The 15,600-nt window shown below is 62.5% G+C and carries 12 protein-coding genes, 1 tRNA gene and 2 pseudogenes; 11 read left to right on the top strand and 4 right to left on the bottom strand.

Going from position 1 to position 15,600, the window contains the following annotated elements; translation table 11 throughout:
- Positions 1–84 precede the first annotated feature (84 nt).
- From ACFLEY_RS18655 to ACFLEY_RS18685, 7 genes are all read left to right on the top strand, one after another.
- Positions 85–1,149, top strand: a complete 1,065-nt coding sequence (locus tag ACFLEY_RS18655) for an IS630-like element ISRj1 family transposase (protein WP_026192128.1) — start codon at positions 85–87, stop codon at positions 1,147–1,149.
- Between the two features lie 180 nt (positions 1,150–1,329).
- Entirely contained in the window at positions 1,330–2,253 is a 924-nt protein-coding gene (locus tag ACFLEY_RS18660) for a dihydrodipicolinate synthase family protein (RefSeq protein WP_028170938.1), read from the top strand.
- A gap of 27 nt (positions 2,254–2,280) precedes the next feature.
- Complete coding sequence (locus tag ACFLEY_RS18665) at positions 2,281–3,726, top strand: FAD-binding oxidoreductase (protein WP_060911599.1); 1,446 nt, start codon at positions 2,281–2,283, stop codon at positions 3,724–3,726.
- Complete coding sequence (locus ACFLEY_RS18670) at positions 3,723–4,829, top strand: four-carbon acid sugar kinase family protein (protein ID WP_060911600.1); 1,107 nt, start codon at positions 3,723–3,725, stop codon at positions 4,827–4,829. Before ACFLEY_RS18665 ends, ACFLEY_RS18670 begins: the two co-directional genes overlap by 4 nt.
- Entirely contained in the window at positions 4,826–5,863 is a 1,038-nt protein-coding gene (gene pdxA / locus ACFLEY_RS18675) for a 4-hydroxythreonine-4-phosphate dehydrogenase PdxA (protein ID WP_060911601.1), read from the top strand. Before ACFLEY_RS18670 ends, pdxA begins: the two co-directional genes overlap by 4 nt.
- Positions 5,864–5,876: 13 nt before the next feature.
- Positions 5,877–7,007 carry an iron-containing alcohol dehydrogenase gene (locus ACFLEY_RS18680; protein ID WP_396604708.1) on the top strand — a complete coding sequence of 377 codons (1,131 nt, stop codon included), beginning with the start codon at positions 5,877–5,879 and terminating at the stop codon, positions 7,005–7,007.
- A 57-nt stretch (positions 7,008–7,064) separates the two neighbouring features.
- Positions 7,065–8,036 (top strand): tripartite tricarboxylate transporter substrate binding protein, encoded by a 972-nt coding sequence (locus ACFLEY_RS18685; protein WP_028170943.1) that lies wholly within the window; start codon positions 7,065–7,067, stop codon positions 8,034–8,036.
- Between the two features lie 249 nt (positions 8,037–8,285).
- On the opposite strand, the gene ACFLEY_RS18690 is transcribed toward ACFLEY_RS18685, so the two are convergent.
- From ACFLEY_RS18690 to ACFLEY_RS18705, 4 genes and pseudogenes are all read right to left on the bottom strand, one after another.
- A complete protein-coding gene (locus ACFLEY_RS18690; protein WP_304552747.1) occupies positions 8,286–8,516 on the bottom strand; it encodes a hypothetical protein in 231 nt (76 codons plus the stop codon).
- 645 nt (positions 8,517–9,161) lie between these two features.
- Positions 9,162–10,235, bottom strand: a complete 1,074-nt coding sequence (locus ACFLEY_RS18695; RefSeq protein WP_211434604.1) for an acyltransferase — start codon at positions 10,233–10,235, stop codon at positions 9,162–9,164.
- Positions 10,236–10,349: 114 nt separating this feature from the next.
- Positions 10,350–10,645: pseudogene (locus tag ACFLEY_RS18700) on the bottom strand (SOS response-associated peptidase); the annotation flags it as partial.
- A 301-nt stretch (positions 10,646–10,946) separates the two neighbouring features.
- Positions 10,947–11,336 (bottom strand): annotated as a pseudogene (locus ACFLEY_RS18705) (transposase); the annotation flags it as partial.
- A gap of 265 nt (positions 11,337–11,601) precedes the next feature.
- On the opposite strand from ACFLEY_RS18705, the gene ACFLEY_RS18710 reads away from it, so the two are divergent.
- The 4 genes from ACFLEY_RS18710 (at position 11,602) to ACFLEY_RS18725 (ending at position 15,593) form a co-directional block, all read left to right on the top strand.
- A tRNA-Gln gene (locus tag ACFLEY_RS18710) sits at positions 11,602–11,675 on the top strand.
- Between the two features lie 630 nt (positions 11,676–12,305).
- Positions 12,306–13,519 (top strand): IS3 family transposase gene (locus ACFLEY_RS18715; RefSeq protein ID WP_244433177.1). Its coding sequence is split into 2 segments (ribosomal slippage): positions 12,306–12,582 and positions 12,582–13,519, totalling 1,215 coding nucleotides; the frame shifts between segments, so codons are not numbered across the junction.
- Between the two features lie 105 nt (positions 13,520–13,624).
- Positions 13,625–14,509: a hypothetical protein gene (locus tag ACFLEY_RS18720; RefSeq protein ID WP_396604709.1), complete on the top strand. Its 885-nt coding sequence runs from the start codon at positions 13,625–13,627 to the stop codon at positions 14,507–14,509.
- Between the two features lie 19 nt (positions 14,510–14,528).
- Positions 14,529–15,593, top strand: coding sequence for an IS630-like element ISRj1 family transposase (locus ACFLEY_RS18725; protein ID WP_026192128.1), 1,065 nt, complete (start codon positions 14,529–14,531; stop codon positions 15,591–15,593).
- Positions 15,594–15,600 lie beyond the last annotated feature (7 nt).

Below are 15,600 nucleotides of genomic sequence, written 5' to 3' on the forward strand. Positions count from 1 at the left end.
GTTCCCGTGGGGCATGGATTCGGGGTGGGGTCTGGTGACTAGTACCCACTTTTCTTGGAACGTGAGTCGTGATTCAAGGTCGGGATGATACCCGAAGCAAGAGAAGTCCACCTTTCGAGGAAAGATCGCAAGGTGCTTGAGGCGTGCTGTCGCTCACCGGTGACGTTGCAGCGCGATTTGAAGCGGGCGCGGATAGTTCTGTTGGCGGCGGATGGGCGCAGCACCCGGTCGATCGCCAAGGAAGTTGGGGTCCAGCCGCGGATTGTCAGCCTTTGGCGGCATCGCTATGCCGACCATGGCCTTGAAGGGCTGCAAGACAAGCCGCGGCCTGGCAAGCAGCCGATCTATACGAAGACGACCGACAAGCGGATTCTGAAGCTGCTGGATAAGCCGCCACCGCAAGGGTTTGCGCGCTGGACCGGCCCCCTGCTGGCCGAGGCGCTGGGCGATGTCGATGTCCAATATGTCTGGCGGTTCCTGCGCAGCCACAAGATTGACCTGGTGGCTCGCAAGTCCTGGTGCGAGAGCAACGACCCGAACTTTACGGCCAAAGCCGCCGATGTTGTCGGCCTCTATGTCGCGCCGCCGGCGAAGGCCATTGTGCTGTGCGTGGACGAGAAGCCCTCGATCCAGGCTTTGGAGCGAGCGCAGGGTTATCTGAAGTTGCCCAATGGCCGCGCCTTGACCGGCCAAAGCCACGATTACAAGCGGCATGGCACCACAACATTGTTTGCGGCGCTCGAAGTCGCCACCGGAAAGATCATCGCGACCCATTCAAAACGCCGGCGCCGCGTCGAGTTTCTCGATTTCATGAACAGCGTCACCGCGGCTTTTCCGAACCGCAAGCTTCACGTCATCCTCGACAACCTCAACACCCATAAAAAGAACGAGGACTGGCTCAAGGCCCACCCCAACGTGCAATTTCATTTCACGCCGACAAGTGCGTCATGGCTCAATCAGGTCGAAGTATGGTTTTCCATCTTGCAGGGGCAGTCGCTCAGCGGCACCTCCTTCACGAGCCTCAAGCAGCTTCAGGAACACATCGATGCCTACGTCAACGCATACAACGACAGAGCCGAGCCCTTCGTCTGGACCAAGAAAAAGGTCCGTCAACGCCGTTTCAAAGGCCGCCGTATCACTCAGCTCTGATTCCGGGTACTAGCTTCAGGTTTGCGCTTCGCGGCCTTCTTTTGGACCTTGGCCATGCTCGAATGCCCCCGTCATGACAGCATCACCCTTGACGCAGGGGCGCGCTGATTTTACTGACAGCATCAGTAAATAACAAATGTTCGCATTCCGAACAATATCGATTTGGCGATCGGAGGAAGCTTGTCGACATCATCGCTGCACCCTCATGGCGTGTTCTCCGCCGCGCTGACCCCGCTCGACGCCGAGCTCGCGCCCGATCACGCGCGTTTCGTGGAGCATTGCCGCTACCTTCTGGATGAGGGCTGCAACGGCATCGCGCTGCTCGGCACGACCGGCGAGGCAAACTCCTTCTCAGCGGCCGAGCGCACCGCGCTGCTTGAAGCCGTGGTGGCCGCCGGCATCGCGCCGCAGCGGCTTCTGCCCGGCACCGGCGTTGCCGCGCTCACCGAGACCATCGCGCTGACGCGTCACGCGCTTTCGGTCGGCGTCGACACCGTGGTGATGCTGCCGCCATTCTACTACAAGAACGTCAGCGATGACGGCATCTACGCCTCCTACAGCGAAGTGGTGCAGCGCATCGGTGATGCGCGCCTGAAAGTCGTGCTCTACCACTATCCGCAGATGTCGGCGCAGCCGATCTCGCATGCGCTGATCGAACGGCTGCGCAAGGCCTATCCGGCCGTCTTCACCGGCATCAAGGATTCGTCCGGCGATTTCGCCAACATGACCGCAATGGTGGAGCGCTTCCCCGGGTTCGCGGTCCTGGGCGGCGCGGACCCGTTGATGCTGCCGTTGCTGCGCAAGGGCGGCGCAGGCTGCATCACCGCGACGTCCAACCTCGTCGCGCGCAGTCTTGCCCACGTCTACAAGCACTTTCGCGACGGCGATGACGATCCGGCCCTCAAGGCGGCGCAGGCGCGCATCGTGAAGGCGCGCGAGCTGGTCTCGCGGTTCCCGCAGATGGCATCGCTGAAGGCGCTGGTGGCCGAGCGCACCGGTCACGCCGGATGGCAGCGGCTGCGGCCGCCGCTGGAGTCGCTGCCGCCGGCTCAAATGAAAGAACTGCTCGCGGATGCTGCTGCATTCGCTGCCGCCGCCGTCTAGACTTGGCGCGGGCGACGAGGCGATCCGATGTCCGATTCTTTCCAGGGTGCGTTGGCCGGGCTCGCTGATATCGTCGGCGACAAGTACGTCATCGCGTCCGGGCCCGACCAGGAGCCCTATGTGGTGGACTGGCGCGGGCGCTATCACGGCCGCGCCGTGGCGGTGGTGAAGCCCGGCTCGACCGCCGAGGTCGCCTCCGTCGTCAAGTTCTGCGCGGCAAGGCGGCTCGCGATCGTGCCGCAGGGCGGCAACACCGGCATGTGCGGGGCGGCGACGCCGGACGATCGCGCGGGCAATGTCGTGATCCGGCTCGACCGCATGCGGGCCGTGCGCGACGTCAGCCCGCTCGCCAACACGATCACCGTGGAGGCCGGCTGCATCCTCGCCGAGGTGCAGAACGCGGCCCGGGACGTCGATCGCTATTTTCCCCTGAGCCTCGGTGCCGAGGGCTCCTGCCAGATCGGCGGCAATATCTCGACCAATGCCGGCGGCACGGCCGTGCTGCGCTACGGGCCGACGCGCGATCTCGTGCTCGGGTTGGAGGTCGTGCTGCCCGACGGGCGCGTCTTCAACGGCCTGCGCGCGCTGCGCAAGGACAACACGGGCTACGCGCTCAAGCAGCTCTTCATCGGCGCCGAAGGAACGCTCGGCATCGTCACCGCAGCGGTGCTGAAACTGTTCGCGCCGCCGCGCAGCTCGGCTTTGGCGCTATTGAAGTTGCAGGGCGTCGAGCAGGCGCTCGAGATCATGCAGCGCCTGCGCGGTGCCGTCGGCGACCGGCTCGGCAGCCTCGAGATCATGTCGCGGTCGCAGATCGAGGCGATCGCGAAGACGGTGCCGCATGTCACGATCTCCTTCGAGCTGACGACGCCGTGGTATCTGATCGTCGAGCTGACCGACACGCTCGCAGGCGTGGACCTGAGCGAGCCGCTGGCCGCGGTGCTTGCCGAGGCGATGGAGGCGGGGCTTGCCGAAGACGCCATATTGGCCTCCAACCTGGCGCAGGCGAAGGCGATCTGGGCGGTCCGGCACAGCGTGTCCGAAGGCAACAAGCGCAGCGGTTACGTGGTGTCGCATGACAGCGTCGTGCCGCTGGAGCGCCAGGCGGCCTTCGTCAACAATGTCGAGGCCCGGATCAAGGCCGCCGTGCCACATGCGAACGTCGTCATGCACGGCCATATCGGTGACGGCAACATCCATGTCGTGGCACTGATCGATCGCGCGCATTGTCAGGACCCGGATGCGACGGCCGAGCTGGTGGCCGAGATCAACGAGATCGTCGACGACGAGACCGCGGCGCAAGGCGGGGCCATCAGCGCCGAGCACGGCATCGGCATCACCAATCGCGGCCGGCTCGCCCGCGTCGCCGATCCGCTCGACATCGAGCTGATGCGCGATATCAAGCATCTGCTCGATCCGAATGGCCTGATGAATCCGGGCAAGATTTTCGACGCAGGAGGCGTGCGCCGATGACGAGTGTCCGCCTGCTTGCCGACGATCTCACCGGTGCGCTTGACACCGCGGCGGAGTTCGTCGGCCTGTGCGGATCGTTCGACGTTACCTGGCCGGAAGCGCCCGCGACGCAAGGCTCCCGGAGCCTTGCGATCGACAGCGGCACGCGGGAGCGCTCCAAGGCCGAGAGCGTCGAGATCGTCGGGCGGCTGGCGCCGCAGCTCCACGGGGCGACGATCGGCTACAAGAAGGTCGATAGCCTCCTGCGTGGCGCATGGGCGGCAGAGCTCGGCGCCTGCCTGCGCAGCGGCCATTGGGCATCTTGCGTGGTCGCGCCCGCCTTCGACTATCAGGGACGCCGTACCGTCGATGGCCAGCAATTCGCGCGCACTGTGCAAGGCGACTGGCATCGCGTCGGCGACAATCTCCTCGCCCAATTGCAGCTCGAGGGCATCGAGGCGCGGCAGGGGCAGGCCGACACGCTGGCGCAGGCCGGCGTTCAGGTCTTCGATGCCGAGAGCGACATCGATCTCGATCGTGTGGTGGAGATGGGACGGCGCATGCCGGGGCCCGTGCTGTGGTGCGGAAGCGGCGGCTTGGCCGGGGCGCTCGCCCGCAGCCATCGTGCCGACGCGCCGAGCCAGTTGAAGCTGCCGGTGCTGGGACTGTTCGGCTCGGACCAGGCTGCCACGGCGTCGCAGCTCGCCGCATGCGGCGAGGCGACCATCGCCCTTGCGGAAGGTGAGGGCGCGATGCGTGTCCAGCGCAAGCTGGCCGGTGACGGAATCGCATTGGTCAAATTCTCTCTCGCCGAAGGCCTGACGCGCGCCGAGGCGGCGCGGCGGATCGCGCGCGAAATGACGGCGCTGATCGCGGCGCTCGATCGACCCGGCACGTTGATCGTCGCCGGCGGCGAGACCCTGAAGGCCGCATGCATTGCCCTTGGCGCGCATGCCCTCCAGGTGACAGGACGCATCGTGCCGGGACTGCCGCGTTCAGTGCTGCAAGGCGGGCGCTGGGCCGGCGTTGACGTCGTCTCGAAGTCCGGAGCGTTCGGCACCCGCGAGCTCTGGCGCGATCTGCTCCGGGACAATCATCTGCTCAGAATGGAGAGTCCGACATGACCTCTCGTCATCTTGCCGTCACCATGGGCGATCCGGCCGGGATCGGGCCGGAGATCATCGTCAAGGCCTGCCTCGGGCTGAAGGACCGGATCGCGACGGGCGATCTGCGCCTGCTGATCATCGGCAGCGGCGCGGCGCTGGACGGTGCGAAGGCCGCGCTCGGCACCGACGTTGCCATCCCGCAGGTGTCGGCGGACGATCGCGAATGGCCCAACCTCTGCTACCTGCAGGCCGACGCCGAGGGCGATCCGATCAAGCCGGGCGTGCTCAGCGCCGATGGCGGCCGCTTCGCCTACAAGGCGATCGAGCAGGGCGTGCGTCTGACGCAGGCGGGTCGGACCGCGGCCATCGTCACGGCCCCCCTCAACAAGGAGGCCCTCAACAAGGCCGGCTATCATTTCCCCGGCCATACCGAGATGCTGGCCCATCTGACCGGCGTGCGCGGCTCGGTGATGCTGCTCGCCCATGGCAACATGCGCGTCAGCCATGTCTCGACCCATGTCGCGCTGGAAGACGTGCCGAAGCGTCTGACGCCGGAGCGGTTGCGCATGGTGATCGACCTCACCAACGATGCGCTGCGCCGGCTCGGCATTGCCAAACCAAAGATCGCGGTCGCCGCGCTCAATCCGCATGCGGGCGAGGGCGGCCTGTTCGGCCGGCAGGATATCGACGTGTCGGCGCCGACGATCGCCAAAGCGGTCGCCGACGGCCTCGATGTCATCGGTCCCGTGCCCGGCGACACCATCTTCGTCAAGCTGCGCGCCGGCCAGTTCGACGCGGCGGTCGCGATGTATCACGACCAGGGGCACATTCCCGTCAAGCTGCTCGGCTTCCAGGTCGATCCCGCGACCGGCCGCTGGCAGGAGCTCTCCGGCGTCAACATCACGCTGGGCCTGCCGATCATCCGCACCTCCGTCGATCATGGCACCGCCTTCGACATTGCCGGCAAGGGCATCGCCAACGAGCACAGCCTTATCGAGGCCATCGACTATGCCGAACGGCTGGCCGCTGGCGCCTCCGCATCCAAATCATGAGATCGACCGCACGATGACCAACGCCTTCACGCCCATCGAAATCCTTCGTCCCACCATCCTGGAATTCGGCAACGGCACGATCACGGCCGCGGCGCGCTTCGCCGAGCGGACCGGCGCCAGGCGGCCGCTCGTGATTTCCGATGCGTTCAATGCGCGCCGCATCGACATGCTGGCGTTGCCGGGTGCGGTGAAGGTGTTCGGCGACGTCAAGCCCGAGCCGGACCTGCCCAATCTCGAGAAGGCGGTGGCGATGGCGCGCGAGGCCAAGCCCGATCTCGTGGTCGGCTTCGGCGGCGGCAGCGCGATGGATCTCGCCAAGCTGGTCGCGGTGCTCTGCACTTCCGACGTGGCCTTTGCCGACATCGTCGGGCCGGAGAAGGTGGCCGGCCGCAGCGTGGCGCTGATGCAGATCCCGACCACGTCGGGCACCGGCAGCGAGGCCGGCACTCGTGCGCTCGTCACCGATCCCGTCAGCCAGAACAAGCAGGCGGTGCAGAGCCGCTTCATGCTCGCCGACATCGCCATCGTCGATCCGGACTTGTCGATGACCGTGCCGAAGGAGGTCACTGCGGCCACCGGCGTCGATGCGCTCGCGCATTGCGTCGAGGCCTATACCAGCCGCAAGGCGCATCCGACGATCGATCTCTATGCGCTCGAGGGAGCGCGGCTGGTCGGGCGCTATCTCAAGCGCGCAGTGGCCGACGGCGGCGACCGCGAGGCGCGCGCCGGTCTTGCCCTGGCTTCGCTCTATGGTGGCTACTGCCTTGGACCGGTGAACACCACCGCCGGCCATGCGGTGGCCTATCCACTTGGCACGCGCCATCATATCGCGCACGGGCTCGCCTGCGCGGTGATCTTCCCGCACACGCTGGCCTTCAACATGCCAGCGGTCGAGGCGAAGACGCGCGCAGTGCTCCAGGCGCTCGGACTGCCGGAGCAGAGCGATGCGAAACGCGCGTTCGACGCGACTTACGAGTTCTGCAGGGATCTCGGGATCGAGATGCGGCTGTCCGCGCTCGGCGTGCCCAAGGACGACCTCGGGGTGATGGCCGACGAGGCGCACGCCATTCGCCGCCTGCTCGACAACAACCCGCGCGATCTCGGCCGGGATGCGATCCACGGGATGTACGAGGTCGCGTTCTAAAACACCCGCCGCGCGCGGCGGCCAATCAATAACACAGTGAAAACAGAGGAAACTTCGATGAGATCGATGTGGCTTGTTCTTGCCTCAGTGATGCTGCTGGCGACGTCGCCGGCGAAGGCGCAGGACGGCTATCCGTCCAAGCAGGTGACGGTGATCGTTCCCTTCGCCGCCGGCGGCACCGCTGACATCTTCGCGCGCATGGTCTCCAACCATTTGCAGGTCAAGCTCGGCAAACCCTTCGTGGTGGAGAATGTCGGCGGCGCCGGCTCGATCCTCGGCGTGACACGGCTGGCGAAATCGGCGCCTGACGGCATCACGCTCGGGCTTGCCAGCACGTCGGCGCTCGCCATCAACCCCTCGCTCTATGGGCCGAAGCTCAGCTACCAGCCGGACAAGGATCTGGTGCCGGTCGCCCAGATCAGCGTCGTGCCCAACGTTCTCGTCGTGAACCCCAACAAGATCAAGGCGCGCACCGTGCCGGAGCTAATCGCCTATCTGAAGGCGAATCCGGACAAGGTCTCGTTCGGCTCGGCCGGCGTCGGTACTTCGCAGCATCTGGCCGGCGAGCTGTTTCAGCAGATGACCGGCACGAAGATGGTGCACGTGCCTTACAAGGGCTCCAGCCAGATGCTGACCGATCTCCTCAGCGGTCAGATCGATCTCGCCTTCGACAACGTGCCGCTGCTGCTGCCGCAGGTGAAGACCGGCCAGCTCGCGATGCTTGCGACAGCAACGCCGAAGCGCGCCGCGTTCGATCCGGAAGTCCCGGCAGTCGCCGAATTCCTACCGGGCTTCGAGGCGGTCGCCTGGCACGGCTTCCTCGTCCCTGCGGGCACGCCGAAGCCGATCGTCGAAAAGCTCTCGGCCGAGATCCGCGCCTTCATGCAGCAGCCGGACACGGTGCAGAAGATGGCCGAGCTCGGCGCGGCTGCGGTCGCGGTGGATTCGGAGCCGTTCGCAGCCTACATCACCGCAGAAACGGCGCGCTGGAAGAAGGTGATCGAGGCCGCGAACATCAAGCTGGAGTAGGGGGCAGGCGTTCACTCCAAGGCTTGGCTGGCGCGTGTCGCCGACCAAGCTGTACCGCGCATGCGAGAACCAGCGCGATCGACCTCCAGGCGGAAGCCGTCCGGCATTCGCGGCGCGTCGCCGTCGGCCGGGACGTTGCAGGCCGGGCAGGGTGCGCCGGCGCCGCCGCAACCGCATGCGCGCGGGCCGTCCCATGGGTAGTCCGGGTGGTTCTCGCATACGCAGCCGAGATCGTCACAGGCCGTGCACTTAGCCACGGCCGGCGATTCGCAGCGGCAGCGCCAGTTGCACGCCGATCGCGCGGCCCAGCTGGCTTTCGATGAAATCGCGCAGCGCCTCCGGAATATCGCAGGCGCCAAGCTGAACGCCAAAGCCTATGGTCGGTGTCAGAGTTGTGGCCAGATCAGTAGCGGTATCGCCCAGGCGCGCGCCTCCAATTTGGATAGCAGCGTCCGTTGTCATAGTTGAAGTCGTACCCATCGGGGCAGGATCCGTACCCATAGGCTCTATAGCCTTGATAGTCCGGCTGCGGTCGGGCATAGGTACCTGGCGCTTTGTATTCGTTAGGATAACAGCGCCCATTGGAGTAGTTGAAATCATAGCCGTGCGGACACCCGCCACTCGGCGAGCCTGGAAACTGAGCCATGGCCGATGAGACTGATCCTAGGATTGCCAGCGCCAGAATTGCAGCACGAATAAACACTGTTCTCTCCTTTTGATTGATCTTCAACGAAGGGCGTGGATACGGGTTCCAATAGGCAGATTACGCCTATGATATGCAACGCTTATTGAATGGGGCATTCATCAGCCGTTCAGCTGCTACGTTGGATTGTGAGATTTCTCGATCTCTATTGACGCAAGACGTTCAGTCAACCAATTTCCGGCCCTCGGGCAAACTGTTAGAGCGCGCCGCGAAGCCGATGGGACTGAGAATTGCCAATTTTAGGGATAGCCTCAGGCGCCGTCCTGTAATTTGTTCTCTACCGGTCGTTTCATTATTGGCATTCCGAAGAGCCGCATGATCGGCTCATCGCGGTGATGATTGAGGGGGCCAAGTGGGGAATGAGCTGGCTCCACTAACCTCCAAGCCCTCCGACAGCGTTACTGGCGGATTTGCCGTCGTCTTCAGGGGCGAGCGGTTACGGTTCGAAACGAAGCCATTCTCCGCAGTATCCAGCGAGCGAGTTGTTTGTGTCGGGCTTCGGTGACCATGGCGAAGAGCCAAGCGACGAAATTTGAGATGAGGATCGCCAGCACGAATCTCACCCAGAGCGGCGACGTCAAGTGCCAAACGACGATCTTCACTATCGTGAAGTGGATTAAGAACAGGCTATAGGAATAACCTGCGAAGAACCCGACGATTGATTGAAATCTTCGGAGCCAGTTTTGGCCCTGCGCTGCGATCGCAAGACTCACAAAAAACAGCGCAAAATAGGGTTGTGCAGCTAGCGCGTACTCGTCGCCGCGCACATGAGAGCCGCGCCACTTCCAGAACAACGGGATAGAGAGTATGGCGCAGGCGACTGTCACCAGCCGATCGATCCTCATATTGATCGCGACGAAGTACCCGCCGAAACCCAGCAACCAGAGCACGAAGAGGCCGTGGGACGCGTCCGGCCTCTCAGCAAAATGGAACAGTGGAACGGTGGCGGTTGCGATTGCCAGCACGAGGCCAGCGATCTGGTCGCGACCTTTGCAGAAGAAGAACAGGCCGCCGACGAAGAAGTAGATGTGAAATTCGATGGCGAGCGTGCTGAGCTGGCCGGCTGAGCCGAATGTGTCTCCGCCCCACCTACCAGGATAACCCTGCAGCATCACCAAGTTCTTCAAAAAGCTTGCCGCGCTGTCGAGTCGAAACCGCTCAACTCCGAGCGCCCAGGCGGAATAGTCCAGTACGGCGATCAAGATCAGCGCCGGCGCGTATGCGGAGTATATGCGGGCGAAGCGCTCGACGGCATAGTTCAGCAGGGAATAATCATCAGCTTTGGTTCGCTCGTGGAGCGTGAATGCGATGACGAAGCCGGACAGCACGAAAAACAGAAGAACGCCGATATCGGGGATTAGCGTCTGCGTAGCCCCGCCGAAGAACGTGAAAGTCAAATTCCAAGTGTGCCCGACGCAAACCATTTGGGCGGCGAGCGCGCGGAGGAGATCCAGCAATGTGGAAGTATCGTTCTTCGTTCGATCGAGGCTGAACATTTTGATCTGCGTGGCGGCTTCGTGCTTTATGGAGCGTCAGCAAGTATCCGGTCATACGGCCCGCGCTCATGTAACTCAAGGCAATCGTTCTCCTGCCGGTGCCGAACTCGCTGCCTTGCCCGTTTCCAGGTTCAGCTCCGGCGCGTATTCGGAGAAGCTGTTCGCCGGCACCAGGCAACGGCTCTCGGGCTTCAACCAGCGACGCCAGTGTGGCGACGTCGTGTTACGCTCGTTGGTGACGGGGGGCCCCTTGATGCTCGGCGGCGACGGCATGCCCAGCGCATCATGGCAAGCTCGCACTCGCCGTTGTCGGCGGCACGCACCACGGGCGCCGGATTGTCCTGGAAGGCCGAGGGCATCGCCGCCAGGTTGCCGACGTAGCGATTGACGACGCGAAACAGCGCGCTGATCGCCGCCTGGCTGGCGGTGACGCTCTAGAGATTGCAGATGTGGACGGCCCCCCACTTGTCAGGATTGTAGCAGACTTTTGGCCAGATCGCTTGCTATCAGATGTCCGGCCTGTTTGCGCGGACAAAGCCCGCTGGCCGAGATGGTGTTCGCTACGCGCGCTCCAAGCACATGGGCGACATTCTTGTTGCCAGTGTAATCTTCGGAAGCTCGCGCGTATCGACCGATCGGTCCTTCCATCTACTGCGTCCTGCAAGTTCGTGGGCAATCCGCCGAGCAACCTGCTCGCGGGCCGATTTCAGATCAAGTCGGCATGACGGCTACCGGCTGCTTGTACACGCCGCCCGATATCATCAAGCGCCAAGCGATGCGGGCAAACTTGTTGGCCAAGGCCACCGCGACCAACTTTGGCGGCTTTCGCTCGAGCAGCGAAGCGAGCCATGGTGTGGGCTTATGACGGCCCTTTCGAATATGCCTCAGCAGTGCGGTCGCACCGACGATCAACGTCGATCGCAGTATAGAATCTCCAGCCTTTGTAATGCCGCCAAGCCTTTGCCGGCCGCCAGTTGAATGATCCTTAGGTGTCAGCCCGAGCCACGCCGCAAAGTCGCGACCCGATCTGAAGGTCTCGGGCGGCGGCGCTTTCATGCTTAGCATGGACGACCCAATCGGACCGACGCCGGGAATCGTCGCGAAGGTGACTTCCGCCTTGCGGATCTCACGGGCGTAGTATTTGCGATCGCCGCCGGAAAGCGGTGGCGCCTTGATGATGCGGGCGGCGGACATGGCGCCGAGTCATAGGTGAGAACGTAAAGAGAACGAGCCGCGATAGTCACAGAGGGGCTGGACCGCGAACGCCGACGCGGCTATATGAGCGCCAGCGCGCCGCTGACTTGCAAAACTTTTGCTGCGGTTTGCAAAACTTCCGAAGAAAGTCTTGTTATATCAAGAGCTTCGGTGGGGAATGGTGTAACGGTAGCACAACAGACTCTGACTCTGTTTGTCTTGGTTCGAATCCAGGTTCCCCAGCCACACTCGGCAACCCAATCAACCGTTTGATCCGAACGGGCTTTTCGCCGCAGACGATGGACCGCTAATTGCGTTTTGGACCACGTTTGTGGACCGCGCGCAAGCACCTGCTCGCGCGCGGGTCATCCCGTCGATATCGTGATGGGCAATCCTACGCGCATCGCCGCATAGGCTCGCCCACAGCGATGGCGGCCGTGGCCACAGTTGCACTGGCCCCGATGGTAGCCAGCCAGACGACGACGCAGCGAGTACGAGCGCTCAGCCTCCGTCGGCTTGGCCATCCTAAGCCACAGAATGCAAGAGACTCAGGGTTGCGAGTATACTGGGGGTGTCAATTGCATCGTCCCAATAGCGTGGCTAAGCCACAATGGTAAGGTGAACGGCTTTCAACCATGGGCTGCTGAGCGTTGCGATGGGCAAGGTAAAGGGAAATGCGGTCGCCCCAGGCGAAGGCGAGCGACGCGCGCAGCGAGGCTATGTACCGCAATATGACTTTGCGGCGTACGCAATCCACAAAGCAATCGCAAGCGGAACGCTACAGTGGGTTGGGCTGGCTGATTGAAATGGACCCCGGTTTTGGGACCAGAGGCTAAGTTGGAAAAGGGCCGCTCCGTTTGATAGACGGAGGGCATGATGACGAAGAAGACACGACGGAAGATCGACGCGGCGTTGAAGGCAAAGATCGCGCTGGAAGCGGTGCGGGAGCAGGCGACGGTGGCCGATCTGGCCCAGCGCTATGAGGTTCACCCGAACCAGATCTATGCCTGGAAGAAGCAGCTGCTGGACCAGGCGGCCCGGGCTTTTGACGCGGGTGTCGGGCGCGAGAGCGAGGAAACGCGCGAACGCGAGATCGAGAAGCTGCACGCCAAGATTGGACAACTGACAGTCGAGCGCGATTTTTTAGCGCGGAGGTCCGGAAGATGAGCACGCCGGACCGTCGAGGAATGCTCGATCGCGCCGACCAGGCGCTGTCGATCCGCCGGCAATGCATGTTGCTTGGCATCGCCCGTTCTGGGGTCTACCGGCCGCCACAGCCGGCCAACGACAACGACCTTGCCCTGATGCAGCGGATCGACGAGCTGTTCACCGCCTGGCCATTCCTGGGCTCGCGGCGAATGACCGCGATGCTGAAGGCTGAGGGGCTTCAGGTCAATCGCAAGCGCGTGCAGCGGTTGATGCGCAAGATGGGCATCGCGGCGCTGGGACCGAAGCCGAACACGACAAAGCCGGCGCCGGGCCACAAGATCTATCCCTATCTGCTGCGCAACATGACGATCGACCGGCCGAACCAGGTGTGGGCGGCCGACATCACGTATCTGCCCATCGGCCGCGGCTTTCTCTATCTCGTCGCCATCATCGACTGGGCGAGCCGTGCGGTTCTGGCGTGGCGGTTGTCGAATACGATGGACGTCTCGTTCTGCGTGGCGGCTCTGGAAGAGGCGCTGGCGACGTACGGCACGCCGGAGATTTTCAACACCGACCAGGGCAGCCAGTTCACCAGCGTGGCCTTCACCGGCGCGTTGGTGGGCGCAGGGATCAAGATCTCCATGGATGGCCGCGGTCGTTGGATGGACAATGTCTTCATCGAGCGGCTGTGGCGGTCGCTCAAGCATGAGGACATCTATCTCAAGGGCTATGCCGACGGCCGCGAGGCCAAGGCAGGGATCGCGAGCTGGATCGCCTTCTACAACGATCGTCGCCTTCATCAGTCCCTCGGCTATCGCACGCCGATGGCGGTCTGGCGCGAACGGATGCAGGCCGCGCAGGCTGTGGACATGGTGGACAACGCTGACGCGTTGACCACATGCCCACAGCAATTCCAGCAGACAGAGTCTCTGGCTGCGTGATAGAAAGGGATCAGGAGCGATCCGTTTCCAACTAACAAACCGGTTCAACCGGTCCCGCTCCGCGGGTCCATTTCAGATCGATCGGCGGGAAACTTCGACGATCTCGTGTTGGGGCTCAGTGAGCGCGTCATTGCACATCAGGTAAAAACGAGTTCAAAGCCAAAGAAATTCAACGTGCGAACTTTGATGCTGGGAAGCAACGCGCTCCTCGCGTCTCTCGTGGCTGTCTGGCAAAAACTGAAGAGCAAGGAGAACTTGCCGGTTGAAGTCCAATATGTCTGCGATGATGTTCCTGCCGATGACGATAACATAGATAAGTCGAGCTTTGGGCCATCCTCCTCCGCCTTTTTGCGAACCTTGGAGGCAAACCGTTCTTCACGGTCTTTAGAAGAGTGGCGTGGTTCGACGTATGGCCCATTTATTTCAGAATTAATTAGCGCAAGTGGATTAGAGCCGGAGAAATTCATTGAGTTTCTGTCAAGCGTTCGATTTCTCGATTCCGGCCAAGGCCGCAGAAATGATGCTTGGGGGCAGACACCCTTAGATAGACGGCGCGTAGCAGATATCTCGGCTCTACTTCCGCGTTTGATCGCGGATGAGGGTGACAAGGATCGCTGGACTCTCGAAGAACTGTTCAGTCGCCTAAATTGGAGTGACCCTTTCAGTCCGCACCATGGCCACACATTTCCAACGGACGCCTTAGTCCAGGCTAACCGCAAAACTCAGGACAAGCTCCAGTTGGCGCTCGCGGCTACTGACTGTGGATATCTGTCCTTGGTCGGACCGCCGGGTTGCGGCAAGTCAACATTGCTACAAACCGGTCTGCTGCCGACGCCACAGGCCGTGGTAATTCGCTACCTCGCGTTCATGCCGAATGAAGGCCACCAGCTCGGCCGCGCCGAAGCGTTTGACTTACTCCATGACCTTGTAGCTCAGTTAAAGCGAACCGGGCTTGGTCATACCCTAGTACCCACTTTTCTTGGAACGTGAGTCGTGATTCAAGGTCGGGATGATACCCGAAGCAAGAGAAGTCCACCTTTCGAGGAAAGATCGCAAGGTGCTTGAGGCGTGCTGTCGCTCACCGGTGACGTTGCAGCGCGATTTGAAGCGGGCGCGGATAGTTCTGTTGGCGGCGGATGGGCGCAGCACCCGGTCGATCGCCAAGGAAGTTGGGGTCCAGCCGCGGATTGTCAGCCTTTGGCGGCATCGCTATGCCGACCATGGTCTTGAAGGGCTGCAAGACAAGCCGCGGCCTGGCAAGCAGCCGATCTATACGAAGACGACCGACAAGCGGATTCTGAAGCTGCTGGATAAGCCGCCACCGCAAGGGTTTGCGCGCTGGACCGGCCCCCTGCTGGCCGAGGCGCTGGGCGATGTCGATGTCCAATATGTCTGGCGGTTCCTGCGCAGCCACAAGATTGACCTGGTGGCTCGCAAGTCCTGGTGCGAGAGCAACGACCCGAACTTTACGGCCAAAGCCGCCGATGTTGTCGGCCTCTATGTCGCGCCGCCGGCGAAGGCCATTGTGCTGTGCGTGGACGAGAAGCCCTCGATCCAGGCTTTGGAGCGAGCGCAGGGTTATCTGAAGTTGCCCAATGGCCGCGCCTTGACCGGCCAAAGCCACGATTACAAGCGGCATGGCACCACAACATTGTTTGCGGCGCTCGAAGTCGCCACCGGAAAGATCATCGCGACCCATTCAAAACGCCGGCGCCGCGTCGAGTTTCTCGATTTCATGAACAGCGTCACCGCGGCTTTTCCGAACCGCAAGCTTCACGTCATCCTCGACAACCTCAACACCCATAAAAAGAACGAGGACTGGCTCAAGGCCCACCCCAACGTGCAATTTCATTTCACGCCGACAAGTGCGTCATGGCTCAATCAGGTCGAAGTATGGTTTTCCATCTTGCAGGGGCAGTCGCTCAGCGGCACCTCCTTCACGAGCCTCAAGCAGCTTCAGGAACACATCGATGCCTACGTCAACGCATACAACGACAGAGCCGAGCCCTTCGTCTGGACCAAGAAAAAGGTCCGTCAACGCCGTTTCAAAGGCCGCCGTATCACTCAGCTCTGATTCCGGG

It is taken from the genome of Bradyrhizobium sp. YCK136, assembly GCF_044570075.1.
GTDB classification, from domain to species: domain Bacteria; phylum Pseudomonadota; class Alphaproteobacteria; order Rhizobiales; family Xanthobacteraceae; genus Bradyrhizobium; species Bradyrhizobium diazoefficiens.

Excerpts from the sequence above, each read along its gene's own strand:
- ACFLEY_RS18655 (WP_026192128.1), top strand. The coding sequence starts at position 85 with ATGATACCCGAAGCAAGAGAAGTCCACCTTTCGAGGAAAGATCGCAAG.
- ACFLEY_RS18665 (WP_060911599.1), top strand. The coding sequence starts at position 2,281 with ATGTCCGATTCTTTCCAGGGTGCGTTGGCCGGGCTCGCTGATATCGTC.
- ACFLEY_RS18670 (WP_060911600.1), top strand. The coding sequence starts at position 3,723 with ATGACGAGTGTCCGCCTGCTTGCCGACGATCTCACCGGTGCGCTTGAC.
- pdxA (WP_060911601.1), top strand. The coding sequence starts at position 4,826 with ATGACCTCTCGTCATCTTGCCGTCACCATGGGCGATCCGGCCGGGATC.
- ACFLEY_RS18680 (WP_396604708.1), top strand. The coding sequence starts at position 5,877 with ATGACCAACGCCTTCACGCCCATCGAAATCCTTCGTCCCACCATCCTG.
- ACFLEY_RS18685 (WP_028170943.1), top strand. The coding sequence starts at position 7,065 with ATGAGATCGATGTGGCTTGTTCTTGCCTCAGTGATGCTGCTGGCGACG.
- ACFLEY_RS18690 (WP_304552747.1), bottom strand. The coding sequence starts at position 8,516 with ATGGGTACGACTTCAACTATGACAACGGACGCTGCTATCCAAATTGGA.
- ACFLEY_RS18695 (WP_211434604.1), bottom strand. The coding sequence starts at position 10,235 with ATGTTCAGCCTCGATCGAACGAAGAACGATACTTCCACATTGCTGGAT.
- ACFLEY_RS18725 (WP_026192128.1), top strand. The coding sequence starts at position 14,529 with ATGATACCCGAAGCAAGAGAAGTCCACCTTTCGAGGAAAGATCGCAAG.